General features: G+C 66.8%; 10 protein-coding genes. 9 read left to right on the top strand and 1 reads right to left on the bottom strand.

Annotation, left to right across the window (positions count from 1 at the left end):
* The first annotated feature begins 148 nt into the window (after positions 1 to 148).
* Both ABZW16_RS07580 and ABZW16_RS07585 read left to right on the top strand, forming a co-directional pair.
* The gene (locus tag ABZW16_RS07580) at positions 149 to 5,611 is read left to right on the top strand and encodes a carboxyl transferase domain-containing protein (protein ID WP_354953281.1); all 5,463 of its coding nucleotides are present in this window, start codon (positions 149 to 151) and stop codon (positions 5,609 to 5,611) included.
* Between the two features lie 365 nt (positions 5,612 to 5,976).
* Entirely contained in the window at positions 5,977 to 7,173 is a 1,197-nt protein-coding gene (locus ABZW16_RS07585; protein WP_354953283.1) for a metallophosphoesterase, read from the top strand.
* Positions 7,174 to 7,213: 40 nt separating this feature from the next.
* On the opposite strand, the gene ABZW16_RS07590 is transcribed toward ABZW16_RS07585, so the two are convergent.
* Entirely contained in the window at positions 7,214 to 8,218 is a 1,005-nt protein-coding gene (locus tag ABZW16_RS07590) for an ABC transporter substrate-binding protein (protein WP_354953284.1), read from the bottom strand.
* A 666-nt stretch (positions 8,219 to 8,884) separates the two neighbouring features.
* On the opposite strand from ABZW16_RS07590, the gene ABZW16_RS07595 reads away from it, so the two are divergent.
* The 7 genes from ABZW16_RS07595 (at position 8,885) to ABZW16_RS07625 (ending at position 19,267) form a co-directional block, all read left to right on the top strand.
* Entirely contained in the window at positions 8,885 to 9,541 is a 657-nt protein-coding gene (locus ABZW16_RS07595) for a response regulator transcription factor (RefSeq protein ID WP_354953286.1), read from the top strand.
* A gap of 206 nt (positions 9,542 to 9,747) precedes the next feature.
* Positions 9,748 to 10,275 carry a TetR/AcrR family transcriptional regulator gene (locus ABZW16_RS07600; RefSeq protein ID WP_354953288.1) on the top strand — a complete coding sequence of 176 codons (528 nt, stop codon included), beginning with the start codon at positions 9,748 to 9,750 and terminating at the stop codon, positions 10,273 to 10,275.
* A 249-nt stretch (positions 10,276 to 10,524) separates the two neighbouring features.
* Positions 10,525 to 10,914: a hypothetical protein gene (locus ABZW16_RS07605; RefSeq protein WP_354953290.1), complete on the top strand. Its 390-nt coding sequence runs from the start codon at positions 10,525 to 10,527 to the stop codon at positions 10,912 to 10,914.
* A 40-nt stretch (positions 10,915 to 10,954) separates the two neighbouring features.
* Positions 10,955 to 11,458, top strand: coding sequence for a DUF2505 domain-containing protein (locus ABZW16_RS07610; protein WP_354953292.1), 504 nt, complete (start codon positions 10,955 to 10,957; stop codon positions 11,456 to 11,458).
* A gap of 35 nt (positions 11,459 to 11,493) precedes the next feature.
* Positions 11,494 to 12,390: an alpha/beta fold hydrolase gene (locus ABZW16_RS07615; protein ID WP_354953294.1), complete on the top strand. Its 897-nt coding sequence runs from the start codon at positions 11,494 to 11,496 to the stop codon at positions 12,388 to 12,390.
* On the top strand, positions 12,281 to 13,219 hold the full coding sequence (locus ABZW16_RS07620) for a PHB depolymerase family esterase (RefSeq protein ID WP_354953320.1): 939 nt from the start codon (positions 12,281 to 12,283) through the stop codon (positions 13,217 to 13,219). The genes ABZW16_RS07615 and ABZW16_RS07620 overlap by 110 nt, the downstream gene beginning before the upstream one ends.
* A gap of 537 nt (positions 13,220 to 13,756) precedes the next feature.
* Positions 13,757 to 19,267: a biotin carboxylase N-terminal domain-containing protein gene (locus ABZW16_RS07625; RefSeq protein WP_354953296.1), complete on the top strand. Its 5,511-nt coding sequence runs from the start codon at positions 13,757 to 13,759 to the stop codon at positions 19,265 to 19,267.
* The last annotated feature ends 51 nt before the right edge of the window (positions 19,268 to 19,318 follow it).

A 19,318-nucleotide genomic window follows, 5' to 3' on the forward strand; every position in this document is an offset into this window, starting at 1 on the left:
GCCCGTATGAGGGATTTCCCACGATACGCGCGGGTAACCGCCGGACGGTCTGTACCTGCGAGCAGTATGGGGTGCAGACTACGCGGGACCGGTAGTCGCAACCCCTAGCCCGAGCGGGCCAGAGCTTTGGAATGGAAGGAGCTGGCGAGTGTTCAGCCGCATCGCCATCGTGAACCGCGGAGAGGCCGCCATGCGCCTCATCCATGCCGTCCAAGATCTGGCCGCGGAGACCGGTAGACCGATCGAAACCGTCGCTCTGCATACCGATGTCGACCGGAACGCGACATTCGTGCGCGAGGCCGACATCGCCTACGACCTCGGTCCCGCGTCCGCGCGCCCATATCTGGATCTGAAGGCGCTCGAGCAAGCTCTGGTGACGACCAAGGCCGACGCCGCGTGGGTCGGTTGGGGTTTCGTCGCGGAGGATCCGGCGTTCGCCGAACTCTGCGAGCAGATCGGCGTCACTTTCGTCGGCCCCAGTCCGGAAGCCATGCGCAAGCTCGGCGACAAGATCGGTGCGAAGCTGATCGCGGAGGAAGTCGGCGTGCCGGTCGCGCCGTGGAGCCGCGGACCGGTCGAAACCGTGGACGCAGCCCTCGCGGCCGCCGCCGAGATCGGCTACCCGCTGATGCTGAAGGCGACCGCCGGTGGTGGCGGCCGGGGTATCCGGGTGATCACGAACGAGGCCGAGCTCGTCGACGCCTACGAGCGCACCCGTCAGGAAGCCGCGCGCGCATTCGGCAGTGGCGTGGTCTTCCTGGAACGGCTGGTGACCGGCGCCAGGCATGTCGAGGTCCAGGTGATCGCGGACGGCCAGGGGACCGCGTGGGCGCTCGGCGTCCGCGATTGCTCGGTGCAGCGGCGCAATCAGAAGGTCATCGAGGAGTCTGCGTCGCCGGTGCTGCGCCCCGAACAGGCGGCCGAGCTCAAGGAGTCGGCCGAGCGGTTGGCGATCGCGGTCGGGTATCGCGGCGCCGCGACCGTCGAATTTCTGTACCACCCGGGTGACGAGCTGTTCGCGTTCCTCGAGGTCAACACCCGCCTGCAGGTCGAACACCCGATCACCGAGTGCACCACCGGATTCGACCTGGTTCGGGCGCAGCTGCTGGTGGCATCGGGCGGCAAGCTCGAGGGCGAACCTCCGGCTGAGCGCGGACATGCGATCGAGGCCCGGCTCAATGCCGAGGATCCCGACCGCGACTTCGCGCCCGCTCCGGGCCGCATCGCGCGGCTGGACCTGCCCGCCGGGCCCGGCATTCGAGTCGATACCGGCGTCAGCGAGGGCGACACGATTCCCGCCGACTTCGACTCGATGATCGCCAAGATCATCGCCTACGGCCGAGACCGCGACGAAGCGCTGGGCAGGCTGCGCCGGGCAGTGGCGAAGACCCGGGTCGTCATCGAGGGCGGCGCGACGAACAAGAGCTTCGTGCTCGACCTGCTGAACCAGCCCGAGGTGATCGATGCCAGCGCGGATACCGGCTGGATCGACCGTGTTCGCGCCCAGGGCCGCCTCGTATCGCATCGGCACTCCGCGATCGCGGTGGCCGTCGCCGCCATCGACGCTTATGAAGAGGAAGAGCGGGTCGAGCGGCACCGGCTGCTGTCGACGGCGGCGGGTGGACGTCCCCAGGTGCAGCATCAGAGCGGTCGGCCGCACGACCTCAAGCTGCGCGGCGTCGGTTACCGCGTGCGCGTCGCGCGTATCGGTGCCTATCGGTTCCGAGTCGGCATCGAGTCGGGCGGCAATACGGCCGCCGCTGATGTGGACCTCGAGCGCTTCGACCGCCACACCGGGCAGATCGTGGTCAACGGCACCCGCTACCGCGTGATCACCGGTACGCACGGGCCGATTCATCTGGTCGATGTCGACGGTGTGACGCATCGGATCAGCCGTGACGAGGGTGGTGTCGTCCGCTCGCCCGCTCCCGCGCTGGTCGTTGCCACGCCACTGGAGATCGGCGCCGAGGTCGAGGCGGGCGCGCCGGTCCTGGTACTGGAGAGCATGAAGATGGAAACGGTGCTGCGCGCGCCGTTCCGGGCTCGGTTGAAGGAATGCGCTGTTTCCGTCGGCACCCAGGTGGAGACCGGTGCGCCGCTGCTGCGGCTGGAGCCGCTCGCCGATGACGACGAGGCCGAGGATGCGGCGGCGGTCGAGTCGGTCGAGCTGGACCTGCCCGGCGAGTCTGCACCGGACCAGCCGCACGAGGGTACGGCACGCAGCCTGCAGGATCTGCGCAGCTTGTTGCTGGGTTTCGACGTCGACCCGCATGACGATCGCCGAGTACTCGACCGCTACCTCGCCGTGCGCCGGGCAGCCCTTGCGGACAACCGTCGGCCCCTCGCCGAGGAAATCGAACTCGTGCAGGTGTTCGCCGATCTCTCCGAACTGAGCCACAACCGGTCGGGGGACGAGGACGGTGGCCACGGGCATGTCCACAGCGCCCGCGAGTACTTCCACACCTACCTGCAGAGCCTCGACGTCGAACGGGCCGGGCTGCCGGAGTCGTACCAGGCCACGCTCGCCAAGGCGCTCGGGCACTACGGTGTCACCGATCTGGAACGTTCCCCTGAGCTCGAAGCCGCGGTCTTCCGGATCTTCCTCGCCCAGCAACGTCCATCCGACACCGTCACGCTCATCACCACATTCCTGCGCGAATGGCTGCGCGAGCCGGTGCCGGACCGGGCGCTGCGTGAACCGGTCGGTCTGGCGCTGGAGCGGCTGGTGGCCGCGACGCAGGTGCGCTTCCCGGTGATCGCGGACCTCACCCGCGGTTTGGTGTATGCCTGGTTCGGCCAGCCGCTGCTGCGGCGCAACCGCGCCCGCGTTTACACCAATGTCCGTAAGCAGTTGAGCCACCTCGACGCGCATCCGGAAACGCCCGATCGCGCCGAGCGCATTTCCGAGATGGTGCGCAGCACCGAGCCGCTGGTGCGGCTGGTCGGTCAGCGGCTGGTGCGCGGCCGCGTGGACAACACCGCCATGCTCGAGGTCCTGACCCGGCGGTACTACGGAAACAAGGGGCTGGCCAGCGTACACACGCGAGAGGCCAGCGGGTGCACCTTCGTGATCGCCGAGCGCCGGGGCCTGAGCCTGGTGTCGGCAGCGGTGAGTTTCGACGCGCTCGACACCGTGCTGCGCGGTCTCACCGAACTGGCGAGCGAGGCCGCGTCCATCGAGGTCGACATCTACCTGAGCTGGGAGAAGCAGCCAGAGGACTTCGACGCGATGGCGGCGGCGCTGCAGGAAGTGCTCGGTGCGCGGCCGTTGCCGAACCAGATACACCGGATCACGGCGACCGTCGCGGGCAGCGGCGGTGCGGTGATGCACCATCACTTCACCTTCCGTCCGTCCGCGACGGGCATGGTCGAGGAGCGGTTGATCCGCGGCCTGCATCCCTACATCGCGGAGCGGATGCAGATGAAGCGGCTGCGCAAGTTCGACCTCACCCGGCTGCCGTCCTCGGACGAGGAGATCTACCTCTTCCGCTGCATCGCGAAAGAAAACCCGTCCGATGAGCGCCTCGTCGCATTCGCGCAGGTGCGTGACCTGGCCGCGCTGCGCGAGCAGGACGGCCGACTGCTGGCACTGCCGACAGCCGAGAGCACCATCGCCACCTGCCTCGACTCGATCCGCCGGGCACAGTCGCAGCGGCCGTCGGCCAAGCGCTTCCACACCAACCGCATCGTGATGTACATCTGGCCGCCGGTCGACATCACCCGCGCCGAGTTGGAGACGATCGTCGATCGCGTGCGGCCGACGACCGCGGGCGCCGGGCTGGAGGAGATCCTGCTCATCGCACGGCACCGGGCCCCGAGGTCCGGCGAGCTGATCAAGGTCGCCGTGCGCATAACCTTCGACACCACCGGCGGCACCGAGGTGACCATCGGCGAGCGGTCCGACGAGGTGGTCGAGCCACTCGACGAGTACCGGCAGAAGGTGCTGCGGGCGAGCAGCCGCAACACCGTCTACCCCTACGAGTTGACCGGTCTGCTCGGTGAGTTCGCCGAATACGACCTCGACACCGACCACACGCTGGTGCCGGTCGACCGGCCCAAGGGACGCAATAAGGCCGCGATTGTCGCGGGCGTGGTCACCACGCCGACCGAGCAGTATCCGGACGGCATCACCAGGGTGGTGCTGCTCGGTGATCCGACGAAATCTCTCGGCGCGCTCTCGGAGCCGGAGTGCCGTCGCGTGATCGCCGCGCTGGACCTGGCCGAACGGATGCAGGCGCCGCTGGAGTGGTACGCGCTGTCCTCTGGTGCCCGGATCTCGATGCAGTCGGGCACCGAGAACATGGACTGGGTGGCGGCGGCGCTCAAGCGGATCGTCGAATTCACCCAGGACGGCGGCGAGATCAATATCGTGGTCTCGGGCATCAATGTCGGTGCGCAGCCGTACTGGAACGCCGAGGCGACGATGCTCATGCACACCAAGGGCATCCTGGTGATGACGCCGGACTCGGCGATGGTGTTGACCGGCAAGCAGGCACTGGACTTCTCCGGTGGTGTGTCGGCCGAGGACAACTTCGGTATCGGCGGCTACGACCGGGTGATGGGCCCGAACGGGCAGGCGCAGTACTGGGCGCCGAATCTGCTTGCCGCGCGCGATGTGCTGATGTCGCACTACGACCACACCTACGTGGCACCCGGCGAGCAGTCGCCGCGGCGGTCCCGGACCAGTGACCCGATCGATCGCGACGTCTCCGATTTCCCGCATGTCGTGGCGGGCAGCGACTTCACCACCGTCGGTGAGATCTTCTCCGCCACCGCCAACCCGGACCGCAAGAAGCCGTTCGACATTCGGACTGTCATGCGGGCGGTATCCGATCAGGACCACCCGGTACTGGAACGCTGGGCCGGGATGGCCGACGCCGAGACGGCCGTGGTGCAGGACGTGCGGCTCGGCGGTATCCCGGTGTGCCTGTTGGGCATCGAGTCCAGGGGCGTGCCGCGGCGCGGCTTCCCGTCCACCGATGGCCCGGATACCTATACGGCAGGCACGCTGTTCCCGCGGTCGTCGAAGAAGGCCGCGCGGGCGATCAGCGCGGCCAGCGGCAATCGGCCGCTCGTGGTGCTGGCGAACCTGTCGGGCTTCGACGGCTCGCCGGAATCGATGCGGAAGCTGCAGCTCGAGTACGGCGCCGAGATCGGCCGTGCGATCGTGAACTTCCAAGGGCCCATTGTGTTCTGCGTGATCTCGCGCTATCACGGTGGCGCATTCGTGGTCTTCTCGAAGCTGCTCAACCCGAATATGACCGTGCTCGCGCTGGAAGGCTCATTCGCCTCGGTGCTCGGCGGCGCCCCCGCCGCCGCGGTGGTCTTCGCCGGCGAGGTCGATGCCCGTACCGCAGCCGATCAGCGAGTGCGGGACCTCGAGGCACGCACCGCGAACGCGGTCGGCGCCGACCGCGCGGCACTGACGGCGGAACGCGACGAGGTCCGGACGTCGGTCCGCACGGAGAAACTCGGTGAGGTCGCAGCAGAATTCGACCGCGTGCACAATATCCAGCGCGCTGTCGAGGTCGGTTCGGTAGATGCCATCATCCGCGCCGCCGAACTGCGCCCGCGCATCATCGAAGCCATCGAGGCCGGTTTGCCTGGCTGATCAGTCCGGACCATCTGATTGCTGATGCGGTAGGTCCGAGCGGGACTCGGGGCTCTCGACATCGGGCCCGGACTCGGTGAAACGGCTGCCCGTGGAGGTGCAGCCGGCGGGAGGCGGCGTTGTACTCAACGCCGCCGCCCGCCGATTGCGGCCGCCGCAGATTTGATGCGGTATTGCGTGATCGGACCCTGGCGCACCGCGGCAGGGCAGGGATTCGGATGGGTCTCCCGACGGGAGTCGGGTCCGCATCGGTATGTCGTGGGGAGTGCGTGTTGGTCGTTGTTGTGGTTGTCGCGGTTGTCGTGGGAGTTGTCGTTCTCGCGGTGTCAGGTGTTGGGCTGCACTGGTATGTATGGCGGCGGCTCGTGCGTGATACGACTGTCGCGGGCTCTGTGTCCCGGCATATCGGCAGCGCCATCGTGGTGGTTGGGCCGGTGCTGCTGATCGGGACCGTGGTCGCCGAACGCCTTCGGGCACCGTTTCGGCTCGTTCGGATCATCGCCTGGCCGGGCTATCTGTGGGGTGCTGTCTTCGGGTACCTGCTGATGGCGCTGTTCGTGGGAGAGGTGGTCCGATTTGTATTGCTGAGATGGGCTGGTCGCGGTGACTCGGCGGCGGATACCGCCGCGACGATTTCGGTAAAGGACACGGCCGCCCCCGGTGGGGCGATCCCGGGGCCGGGTGCCGAGACGCGGCCGGAGTCATCGTCGGGGGTGGCCACCGCCGCGGTCACTCGAATTCCGCGCCGACTCTTCGTATCTCGCGTCGTGGGTGGTACGGCCGCGGCTGCCGCGGTGACCACCGTCGGATACGGAACCTACGGTGTATTGCGTGGTCCCAGCGTGCAGCGCGTTGTCGTTCCGCTGGCGAAACTGCCTCGCCGTGCACACGGGTTCCGTATAGCCGTGGTCAGCGACATCCATCTCGGTCCGACCCTCGGGCGTGGGTTCGCCGAACGCGTGGTCGCCACGATCAATGGCACGCAGCCCGACCTCATCGCCGTTGTCGGCGATCTGGTGGACGGCACTGTCGAGGATCTCCGTCCCGCCGTCGCGCCGCTGGCCGGGTTGCGGGCCCGCCACGGTGCGTATTTCGTGACCGGCAACCATGAGTACTTCTCCGGTGCGGAGGAATGGATCGAACACGTCCAGGAATTGGGGCTGCACTTGCTCGCCAATACCCGAACGGAACTGCCCGGATTCGACCTCGCGGGCGTCAACGACGTGCAGGGCGCGTCGACCGGACAGGGACCCGACTTCGGTCGGGCGCTGGGGGATCGGGATCGCTCGCGTACGGCGGTGCTCCTGGCGCACCAGCCCGTGCTGATCGATGATGCGGTTGCCCACGGCGTCGACCTGCAGCTGTCGGGGCACACCCATGGCGGTCAGATGTGGCCGGGCAATTTCCTTGCGGGCCTGGCCAATCCGACCGTTGCCGGGCTCGAGCGTTACGGCGACACGCAACTGTATGTGACGCGAGGCGCCGGGGCATGGGGCCCGCCGGTCCGGGTGGGGGCGCCGTCCGATATCACCGTGGTCGAACTCGCTGCGCTGCAGGCGTGAGGTCGCGCTGGCCGGGCGCTCGCACCGCGGCCGTCCTCGGTCAGCGATAGACAGCCGGGAGCAGTGCGGTCATCACTCGTCCGGTATTCGGGCCGAAGCAGAGTAGGACGCTGTCGGACATATCGATGATCCGATCGGCGCGCCCGGCTGGAGTTTGTCCGATGCCGGGCAGTTTGAGCAGGCTGGCCGCGCCGCCCACCGAGGCGAGGCCATCGGTCATGACCAGGAGGATATCGGGGCGGGCCGCGATCAGCGCCTCGCTGGTGATGGTGACGAAGGGCTCGGTCAGCCCGGCCGCTGTTCCCGCGTCCTGCGCACCCAACCCGATGATCAGTGCGTCCGCGCCCGAGCCCGGTCCGGCCAACATGGCGAGCGCGGTGCCGCGCAGATACACGAATGCGATGCGCGGCTTGGGCTTTCCAGCCGGGACGGCCGCGGTCGCGGCGGCAATCTCCTCGGTCGTGCGCTGGGCGAGCGCGACACCCTGGTCGTGGACGCCGAGAGTGTCCGCGACGGCCTGGATCTGCGGACCGGTCCCCGTCAGCGTGCGCGCCGGATCGAAGACGACGATCGGGACGCCAGCGGCGTGCAACTGCTCGAAGACCGCAGGTGTCCCGGTGGTGGTATCGGTCAGCAAGACGGTGGGGTGCAAGGCCAGAACGGCCTCGACGCTCATGGCTTCACCGCCGGGGGTGACATCGGTGCGGTCGATGATCGCCGGGAGCTTCGCGGCGGTACTGCGACCGACGAGATGTGGGCCGAGGCCGAGTGCGTACACCGTCTGCGCCAGGGTGCCGAAACGGTCTACCGCAATGATGCGACTGGTGTCGGAGACCGTCACGTCGGTGCCGTCGAAACCGCGGACGGTGACCGGCAGCCTCGGCCGCGGGTCGGATGCGATCGGTTGCGGATCGGGATCCGTCAGGGTTGCTGTGATTTCGCCCTTGGATGCGACATCGGTCTGCCCTTGCGACGAACATGCGCTGAGTCCGAGTGCGAAGCTGAGTCCGAATGTCAGTATTCCGAGTCCGGCACGGCTGAACATGATTGTCAGAGTATCCGCGGGCAACGCGCCGTTCGCTACTCAATTTCGTGGATGTCACAACGGAAGCTGTTTTCCTGCAATCGTTTTCCGGTGTTCATGAGTAGTTAACTGGCGGACCGCGGCTCTGTTGTGAGGTCATGACGTGTGTTGGCTGGTAGGAGTGGGCGCGATTCCAGAAGTGCACCCGATACGGCGGAGGTTAAAGCATGTTGAACCGCAAGAAAATAGGTCAATCGACCAGATATTTTGCAGTGCGTTTCGATCAGGTCCGCCCGGGTGAACCGGACCGCGGACCGGTCGATGACCGTGCGATCCTTGGGTACAGTGCGGTTCACCTGAGGATATTCATCGAGGGATAGCCCGGGGCACCATGGGTGGGTATCAAAGGGGAAACCGAAATGGCAACCATGGCACGAATGCGGCGCTGGCACTGGGTGATTCGGCGCGGCCACAATAGCCGATCGATTGTTGGCTATCCGGGCGTCCGAGAGATCGGTGTATGACGCAGGATCCGCCGGATGTGGTGCCCGTCCGCCTGGCGGCCCGGCATATACCCGACGGCCATCGCCGCGGGCTGGTGGCTGGAGAACCCAAGGGTTGCAAGGGAATCGGGGCGGCAGTTACACGCGTCGCGTGGTGGATACAACTATCGATCGATGAGGCGTGATGACCGCGATGATATCGGTGCTGGTGATCGACGATCACAACATGCTGCGCGGCGCGCTGTGCGAAATCCTGGATCGTGAGAGCGATATCACGGTGGTGGGCCAGGCTGCCGATGGCCGTTCGGGCATCGCGCAGGCGGAGCAGCTATATCCGAATGTCGTGATCTTGGATGTCGAGATCCCAGGGGAAGACGTCGTGACGACACTGCTCAGGCTGCGGGCGGTGAGTCCTGACACGCGGGTGTTGATCGTGAGCGTGCACCAGGATATGGGGTTGATCCGCGAACTGGTCGAGTGCGGCATCGCTGGCTACCTGCACAAGAGCGCGAGGCGGGAGACGCTGCTGTCGGCGATCCGCACCGCGGACAGCGATGGCGAGGTCATCGTCTACGTGTCCTGGCAGGAGGATCGCCGATCCGCGGACGGCAACCGGGACGGCTCGCCGGATCAGGCGCTGACGGCGCGCGAGTTGGAGGTCGTCGAACGGGTCGCGAGCGCCATGAGCAATCGGCAGATCGCGAATGCCCTCGGCATCACCGAGGGCACCGTAAAGCGGCACCTGCGCAACATCTTCCAGAAGCTCGGCGCCGTATCGAGACTGGATATGGTCAACCGGGCGACGGCGGCCAAGCTCATCGTCCCGTATCCGCCGGAGTGATCAACCGCCAGCCTGCTGCGGGCCGCGCCGAGAGCGGCGGCCATCTGTCATGAGTAGCGGTCGCCTGCTATGGGTTGCGATAGCGCGTCGTGAGTATGCAATAGATGCGGGATCGTGGCGCTTCTGGTGTCCGGTCTGTTAACTCGCGCTGAACTATCCGGCGCACCGGTTGATCAGGTAGGTGAGTGATCACTAAACTTCGGGATATGAGTTCACCGGCTCGAGTACGAATGTCGGCGAGCGTGCGACGCGAACAGGTATTGGCTGCGGCCATAGCCGAATTCGCAGCCGGTGGCTACACGGCGACGACAACGGAGTCGATCGCCCGGCATTCCGGAATTTCGCAGGCCTATCTCTTCCGTTTGTTCCAGACCAAGAAGGAGATTTTTCTCGCCGCGGCGAATCGAGCATTCGACGCCGTCGAGAAGGCCTTCCGCGAGGCCGCCTCGAAAAGCGTGCAAGACGACCGCCTGGACGCGATGGCGGACGCCTATATAGAGCTGCTGGGTGATCGCCAGCAGCTGACCTTCCAACTGCAGGTGTATGCGGCATCGGCTCTCGACGACGAGATCCGCGCCCTCGCCCGCGAACGGTTTCACCGCCTGTACCGGGTGGTGCAGGACCTGTCCGGCAGCGATGCCGGGGGTGCGTTCGATTTCATGGCGCAGGGCATGCTGCTGAATGTCACGAGTGTGCTGGAACTGGAACTGCTGGACCCGGACAGTGAGGAATAACGCCAGATTCCGAGCGGTTCATCGCGCGATCGAATTACGCGCTGAGCCAAATTACTGAACAAGGAATTCGTCGATGACGGACACGGGCTGTCGTCGCATGTTGCGGACCACGCTGTCAACGTTATCGCGATCTTCATGGTTTCGCTCGACAATCTGGTCGTAATGAATACCTTACCGACAAATGCACACGGGCCTAGCTGGCCTCCCGAAGGACGTTTGCTGCCTTCCCATTGATGTAAGGAGATTTTCATGCCCGCTCTGCCCTGGACCGCAGGGGTGCACAAGCCCGCGGAAGGTGACCAGTTGCACGTGCTCACCTCCCGGCTGCCGCTGACGAACTATATCGATGTGCCCCGATTTCTCTACTGGACAATGCGGATTCGCACCCAACTGGTTTCCGCACCGGGGTGTGTCGGATTCGCACTGGACGCGAAGCTGATCTCCAAGACGTTCTGGACGCTGTCCGCGTGGTCGGACAAGCAGGCCATGGACCACTTCGCGCACAGCGGTACGCACGCGAAGATGCTGGCGGATATGGCCGGTCGGATCGGCGATCCGAATTTCGTCGAGTCGAGCGCGTCGGCCGGGGACATACCGCTGTCCTGGGCCGATGCCCGAGTCCGGATCTCCGCGCGCTAGCCCCTGACAGCTAGCCGGACCAGCCGATCGAGGAGTGGTGATGCCACAGAAGATTCGCTTGATCAGTGAGTTCTCTTTTCCCGCAGTGCTTTTCCATGCGGCACTGGTCAGTGCCGAGTACTGGCAGGCGCGCGTGGCCGAACTGGACGGCCCGCATGCCGAACTGTCTCTCCATCGTGAGGCCGACGGCGTGCTCGTGGCCACGGTATCCAAACCTGTTGCCCCGGACCAGATTCCGCCACGGCTGGCGCGGGTTTGGCCATCCGGGCTGCGGCTGGACTACGCCGAGCACTGGTCACCGCTGGTGGCGGGGGCGGCCCGGGCCGAAATACGCGGCAGCATCGCTGGCGTCGGCACCATGGCGGGCAGCTGCGAGCTGCGCGACGGCGTGGATGGATGCGTCTCGGAATACTCGGTGACGGTCGATTCCGGAATTCCGATGGCGGGCCGGTTGATCGCGGGGGCCTTCGCGAAGGGCATCATCGAGGACTCGGGTGCGGTGGATGCGTTCACCGAGCGCTGGCTGCGGCGGGAGCATGCGTGATGGCTGGTGACCCGTTCGCGCTGTGGATGAGACGAATGCGCCCTGGACGGCCCGGGCAACCGGCCCTGGTGTGCTTTCCGCCCGGTGGCGGCGCGGCCGGAGGCTATCGCGAGCTGGCGAACCACATCACCGAGGGTGTCGGCGTCTACGCCGTGCAGTATCCGGGTCGCCGCGACCGGATCGGCGAGGCACTGATTCCATGCCTCGCCGAACTCGCGGACCATATCGCCATGGCCTTGGCGCCACTGCTCGGCGGTGAGCTGGCATTGTTCGGCCACAGTATGGGGGCGACCATTGCCTTCGAGACCGCCCGTCGGCTGGAGGCGCGCGGCCGAACACCGATCACACTGTTCGTATCCGGTCGGACGGCCCCGTCCGAGCCCGCCGCCGATCGGCTGGCCGACACCGGCGATGCCACGCTGATCGCCGAATTGGAGCGCTTGGCAAATGATCCCGCGTCAGTGGCCGTCCTGCGTACCAACTCGGCGCTCGCCGCCGCCGTGCTGCCCGCGGTTCGCAACGACTACCTCGCGATCGAGAACTACGTCTACGCACCCGGTGATCCGCTGCGCTGCCCGGTGGTCGGCCTGACCGGGGCCGACGACCCCGTGGTCACACCGGACCAGCTCGCGCGGTGGCGCACTCATACCTCGGGACCGTTCGATCTGCATGTCTTCCCGGGTTCGCATTTCTACTTGGACGCCCAACCTGCGGCGATCGCGCAGGTGATCAACAGCGGTATCCGAGCGGCCGATTCGGCATCGACCAACGTTCACAAACGTGCGGTATCTTTGCCTCGTGTCGGAAAGGCTGCTCAACCGGATTCCCCGTCCGAGGGTGCTGACGACGGTTATGGTTTGCGTAATGAGCTGCGCCATGGCCGGTTTGGGCCTGCATCACATATCGCGCGCGGAAACCGGCCCCGATGGTGATCAGCTCGGGCAATTGTCGTTCGGTGGGTTGGTGCGAACCTATGGCCTGCATATCCCCGCCGGAACCGACCATCCGGCTGGGCTGGTGGTCAACCTGCACGGCGGTGGTTCGACCGGGCACGGCCAGGAATCTCTCACGCACTACGACGCCGTCGCGGACCGGCACGGCTTCATTGTGGTGTATCCCGATGGTATCGAACATAATTGGGCCGATGGGCGGGGTGCGTCCGAGCCGGACCGTCGGGGCATCGACGATGTCGGTTTCCTTGTCGCGCTCGTCGATAAACTCGCCCGCGACTTCGATATCGACCGCGGTCATGTATTCGCCACCGGTATGTCGAATGGTGGGTTCATGGCCGACCGACTCGCCTGTGATCGCGCCGATGTATTCGCCGCCATCGCGCCGGTCGCGGGCACTCTGGGGGCAAACGTCAACTGTGCGCCCACGCGTCCGGTCTCCGTACTCGAAACCCACGGAACCGCCGATCCGATCGTGCCCTTTACCGGCGGAACCATGACCGGCCGAGGCGGACAGTCGACAATTCTGCCCGCCCTCACGACTGCGGCGCGCTGGCGCGAGGCGGACCGCTGCCAAGCGCCGACCGAAGAGCTGCTCCCGGCCACCGGCAACGACGCCACCCAGGTCCACCGCCTCACCGCCACCGCATGTGCCGACGGCACCGAGGTGACCTTTATGCAGGTCGACAACGGAGGACACACCTGGCCCGGCGGCCTGCAATACCTACCCAAGGCCATCATCGGCCCGACCACCGATATCTTCGACGCCTCGGAAGCCAGCTGGCAGTTCTTCGCAGCCCACGTCCGCTGACCGGGCCGACGGCTTGTCGCTCGCGAGGGCAGGCACGAGCTGTTGGTGTGCCACGCAATCCCGCGCGTTTGGGCCGCAGCCGATCGCGGATGGGCAGATGCCGATGTGCCATTCGTTGCCGATTGTGCGTATGTGCACTTGGACATCTCGCTGAGGGTTCGCACCATGCGATATCTGTGCCCCCGACCGCCGCGGGATTGTGCACGAAGAAAGCTGGCGGGGTTCACAATTCAGCGTGCTCGACCCTGCTATGGCTGTTGTGCGGAAAATGGCCGCACGGTATCGAATGGTAACGAAGGAGTCGATATTCGTTTTCTGCGAGTTTGCCATCGACAGCTTCTCGATCACCTGGTGGAACCGCTGGGCCGCATCGACGAGGAGCGCCGGTCCCCGTGATGCTGCGGCGGAATAGGTGTAAATCGATACTGCCGCTACTTATTTCGTCCTCTCGATTCGACGGGTGTTGCATCTGCCGCCACAGTTGTAAGTGCACAGGGGCCGATGATCGGTCGGGCAGGCGGGCACGGAAGGCAGCAGATGTTCACCCGGATCGCAATTATTAATCGCGGCGAGGCCGCCCGCAGGCTTATTCATACCGCCAGGGAGTTGGGTGTCGAAACCGTCGCGCTATATACCGATGGCGAACGTCATGCGACCTTCGTGCGGGAAGCCGATCGGCGGTATTGCCTGGGACCGGCGAGTGCGCGCCCGTATCTGAATCCGGTGCTGCTGGAACGCGCTTTACGGGAAACCGGTGCGGACGCGGCCTGGGTCGGCTGGGGATTCGTGGCCGAGGATCCGGAATTCGCCGAACTGTGTGCGCGCGTGGGTGTCACCTTCATCGGGCCGAGTGCCGAGGCGATGCGCAGGCTCGGTGACAAGATCGGCGCGAAGCTGCTGGCCGAGCAGGCGGGCGTGCCGGTCGCGCCGTGGAGCGGCGGTCCGGTCGAAACGCTGGACGCCGCAATCGAAGCCGCGCAGCGCATCGGCTATCCGCTGATGTTGAAGGCGACCGCGGGCGGTGGTGGACGCGGGATCCGGGTTGTCGCCTCGGAGGCCGATTTGCGCGAGGCCTACCAGCGCACGAGCGAGGAGGCCGAGCGGGCCTTCGGTAGCGGTGTGGTGTTCCTCGAACGTCAGGTGACCGGTGCCCGGCATGTCGAAGTGCAGGTGATCGCCGACGGGCAGGGCGGCGCCTGGGCGCTGGGCGTGCGCGATTGTTCGGTGCAGCGGCGCAACCAGAAGATCATCGAGGAGTCGGCCTCGCCGGTACTCACCGCCGAGCAGGCGCTGGAGTTGAAGCAATCCGCGCGACGGCTGGCACTTTCGGTCGGTTACTGCGGAGCCTGCACCGTCGAATTCCTGTATCACCCGGGCGAACGGTTCTTCGCGTTCCTGGAGGTGAACACTCGGCTACAGGTCGAACACCCCATCACCGAGGCCACCACCGGTGTCGATCTGGTCAAGGCCCAGCTGCAGGTGGCGGCTGGAATTCCGCTGAGCGGACCGGTGCCCGCCGAACGCGGGCACGCGGTGGAGGCCAGGCTGAACGCCGAGGATCCGGACCGTGACTTCGCACCGGCACCGGGCCGAATCGCGTTGCTGCGCTTGCCGACCGGCCCGGGTATCCGGGTGGACACCGGTGTCGGTGAGGGCGATGAAATCCCCGCGGACTTCGATTCCATGATCGCCAAGATCATCGCCTACGGCCGGGATCGGACCGAGGCGCTACAGCGACTGCGCCGGGCACTGGCCGATACGACGGTGGTCATCGAGGGCGGCGCGACCAATAAGAGCTTCCTGCTGACGCTGCTCGATACGCCGGAAGTGATCGACGGTACCGCCGACACCCGGTGGGTGGACCGCGCATCGGCCGAGGGCGGGCTGGCCACCCGGCACCACCTCGGTCTCGCCTTGGCGGCCGCGGCGATCGACGGCTACGAGGACACCGAACACGGTGCTCGCGAGCGGCTCTGGGAAAGTGGGCGCGGGCGGCGCCCACATGTGCAGCACGAGGTCGGTCGGGCCATCGAACTGCGCGTCGGCGAGCGCGGGTACCGGGTCACGGTGGCCAAGAACGGATTCGGCCGATTCTGGGTTGCGATCGAGGACGGTATCGCCGATCGCGTGGAATTCGAGGCGGCTGTCGAGCGAATCGACGAGCACCTGGCCGCGCTCACCGTGGCCGGTCAGCGCTACCGTCTGGTGTCGGCCACACACGGCGCGGTCCATTTGGTCGAGATCGACGGCGTCGCACATCGGGTGAGTCGGGATGAGGGTGGTGTGCTGCGCGCACCCGCGCCCGCGCTGGTGGTCGCGACCCCGGTCGAGGTCGGCGGCGAAGTGCAAAGCGGTGCACCGGTACTGGTGCTGGAGAGCATGAAGCTGGAAACCGTACTGCCCGCGCCCTGCGCTGGTCGGCTCCGGGAGCTGCTGGTCGCCGTCGGCAGCCAAGTCGCGGCGGGGGAGCTCTTGGCACGGGTGGAACCGGCCGGTGGTGCGACTCGGGTGACACCGTCGCGGTCGGTCGATCTGATGATCCCGTCGCCCGCACAGCCGCCGAGCGCGGCGGATCGGGCGCGCCGCGCGCGGGCGGACATGCGAGCGGAACTGCTCGGCTTCGACGCCGCATCGGCCGACGCTTGGGCCCGCTATCTGTTCGATCGCGACGCGCTGGCGGTCGCCGACGGCGACTGGCTCGTCGGCGAGGTCGAGTTGGCCGAAATCTTCGCCGATATCGTGGAATTGGCCTCCCCCGAGGCATCGGGCCGCGGCGCCGACAGCCCGCGCGAACAGCTGCATATCTACCTGCAGAGTCTCGACACCGAACGGGGTGCGATTCCGGCCGAGTTCCGCAGCGGGCTCGGGCGCGCACTGGCCCACTACGGGGTCGCGGAACTGGATCGGACTCCCGAACTGGAAGCGGCCGTCTTTCGTATCTTCCTGGGCACCAATCGGATTGCCGCGGGTGTCCGGGTAGTGACCGAACTGCTGAAGCTGTGGATCGGTGCGGATCCGCCGCCGGTGGCGCACCACCCGCACACCCGCGAGATCTTGGAGCGGGTGATCCGGATGTCCCGCTCGCGCTTCCCCGCAGTCGCCGATCTGGCTCGCAGCGTCGCCTTTGCGTGGTTCATGCGCCCGGCGACCGATGCCGCCCGTACCGCCATGCTGACCGGGGTGTCGGAGGAACTGGCCGCCCTCGCGGCGGCGCCGGATTCGCCGGAGCGGTCGCGTCGGATCGCCGCACTGGTCGAGATTCCGGAACCGCTGTACGAATTCCTCGCAGAGCGTCTGCTCGCCGGTCCGGACGGCCGCTTCGCACCGCGCGAACCCATGCTCGAGGTGTTGGGCCGCTGGCATTACGGCGAACAGCATCTGCACACATTGCGTGCCTTCGATATCGCGGGCCGTCCGTTCGTGGTCTGTGACTACCGGCTGGAACTGCATCCGGCCCATGCCGTGCCGACGACCGCCGTCGCCACCGTTGGTGCCTTCGCCGAGCTGCCGGAATTCGCCGAACAGCCGGACACCGCACTGGTGGCGGCCTTGCGCGCCGAACTGCTCGCGGTCCCGGTCGGTCAGGTGGCCGTGGCCGACCTGCACCTGGTCTGGCCGGACGCACCCGCCTCACCCGACGAACGCGCCGAGGTGCTGTGCCGCGGTTTGATCGCGGCCCGGCTGTCCGAACAGGCGCGCCGGATCGTGGTGGCCGTGGCCGGACCGGAAGTGGAGTTCTACACCTTCCGCCGGGCCGAGTCGGATCTGGTCGAGGACCGGCTGGTGCGCGGGGTCCACCCGCTGGTCGGGCGGCGGCTGTCGCTGTGGCGGCTGCGGCACTTCCACCTGTCGCGGATCCATACTCCCGAACCGATTCTGCTGTATCACTGTGTGGCCAAGGACAACCCGGACGACCAGCGGCTGGTGGCGCTGGCCCAGGTCGGCCGCTTCGAGCTGACCCGCGACGAACAGGGGGCAATCGCGGCGGTCGGTGATGTCGACACGGTGCTCTCGGCATGCGTCGAGGCGATCGGACGGGCTCGCCACGATCTGGACCCGGCGGGAGCCTGGTTGGATATGAACCACATCTGGCTGGACATCCGGCCGGGTATCGAGGTCGACCTGGCGGAGTTCGCGGCCTGGCAGCGTTGCGCGGCACCGGAATTCACCGAGGCCGGTGTGCAGGAAGTGCTGGTCCAGGCGCGCCTGCCCACCCGGGAGGGAACCTTCCGGGAATCGGTCACCCGACTGCGCTATGAGCCCGGTTCCAGCGCGCAGGTGACCATCGAGGGACCTCCACAGGTCGCGCTCGAACCGCTCGACGACTACGACCAGAAGGTGGTGCGGGCGCGGCGGCGCGGCACCGTGTACCCGTACGAGCTGATCCCGCTGCTCACCGGTGCGGTCGGCACCTTCACCGAATACGATCTCGACTCCGAGTCCACCTCGGCGCGGCTGGTCCCGGTGGACCGACCGCGCGGGCGCAATACGGCGGGCATCGTGGTGGGTGTGGTGGCGACGCCGACCGCGCTGCACCCGGAGGGCGTGTGCCGGGTGACCCTGTTCGGCGATCCCACCAAGGCGCTCGGCGCGGTATCCGAAGCCGAATGCGCCCGGATCATCGCGGCGCTGGATCTCGCGCAGCGGCTTGCGGTTCCAGTGGAGTGGTTCGCGCTCTCGGCGGGTGCGCGCATCTCGCTGGACTCCGGCACCGAGAATATGGACTGGGTCGCCCGCGCGCTGCGCCGCATCGTCACGTTCACCCAGGACGGCGGCGAGATCAATGTGGTGGTCGCCGGTATCAATGTGGGCGCGCAGCCGTACTGGAACGCCGAAGCCACCATGTTGATGCACACCAAGGGCATCCTGGTGATGATCCCGGACGGCGCGATGGTGCTGACCGGCAAGCAGTCGCTGGACTTCTCCGGTGGGGTGTCGGCCGAGGACAACTTCGGTATCGGCGGCTACGCGCGGGTGATGGGCCCGAACGGGCAGGCGCAGTACTGGGCCGCGAACTTGGCGCAGGCCCGCGATGTGCTGCTGGCGCATTACGCGCACAGCTACCGCGGTCCGGGGGAGCCGGGGCCGCGCCGGGCCGCCAGCACCGACCCGGTGGAGCGCGACATCACCGCGTTCCCGCATCCGGGTGCGGAGTTCCGTACGGTCGGTGAAATCTTCTCCGCCACCGTCAATCCCGATCGCAAGAAGCCCTTCGACATCCGCGCGGTGTTGCGCGCGGTCACCGACCAGGACCACCAGCTGCTGGAGCGCTGGGCCGATATGGCCGATGCGGACACCGCGGTGGTCGCCGACGCCCGGATCGGCGGCTGGCCGGTCTGCCTGATCGGGATCGAATCCAAGCCCGTTGTCCGACATGGTTTTCCGCCCGCGGACGGCCCGGACACCTACACCGCGGGCACGCTGTTCCCGCGTTCGTCGAAGAAGGTGGCGCGGGCAATCAATGCGGCCAGCGGCAATCGGCCGCTGGTAGTGCTCGCCAATCTGTCCGGATTCGATGGATCGCCGGAATCCATGCGCACGCTGCAACTGGAGTACGGCGCCGAGATCGGCCGGGCGGTGGTGAACTTCGACGGCAAGATCGTCTTCTGCGTGATCTCCCGCTACCACGGCGGCGCCTTCGTGGTCTTCTCCAAGGCACTGAATCCGAATATGACGGTGCTCGCGGTCGAGGGATCGTTCGCCTCGGTGATCGGTGGGGCTCCGGCGGCGGCGGTGGTGTTCGCGCGCACGGTGGACGCACGCACCGTTGCCGACGCTCGCGTCCGCGACCTGGAACACCGACTGGCTCGCGCCGATGTGTCCGAGCGACCCAAACTGGCCGCCGAATTGGTGGACCAGCGTACGGCGGTGCGCGCCGAGCATCTGGCAACGCTGGCTGCGGAATTCGATGCGGTGCACAGTATCGAGCGCGCGGTGGGAGTCGGTTCGGTGGATTCCGTGGTCGCCGCGAGTGAGCTGCGCCTGCGGATCGCGACCGTGATCGAGGAGTGGATGCGGGATGCGCCTTTTTCGCCGGAGCAGGAATGAGATTGGGGTGTAACCAGTTTCAGTGGAGGTAGGGGCGGCGGCTCCGATTCA

The sequence above is a fragment of the Nocardia sp. NPDC004604 genome, from assembly GCF_040609795.1.
In the GTDB taxonomy this organism is placed as follows: domain Bacteria; phylum Actinomycetota; class Actinomycetes; order Mycobacteriales; family Mycobacteriaceae; genus Nocardia.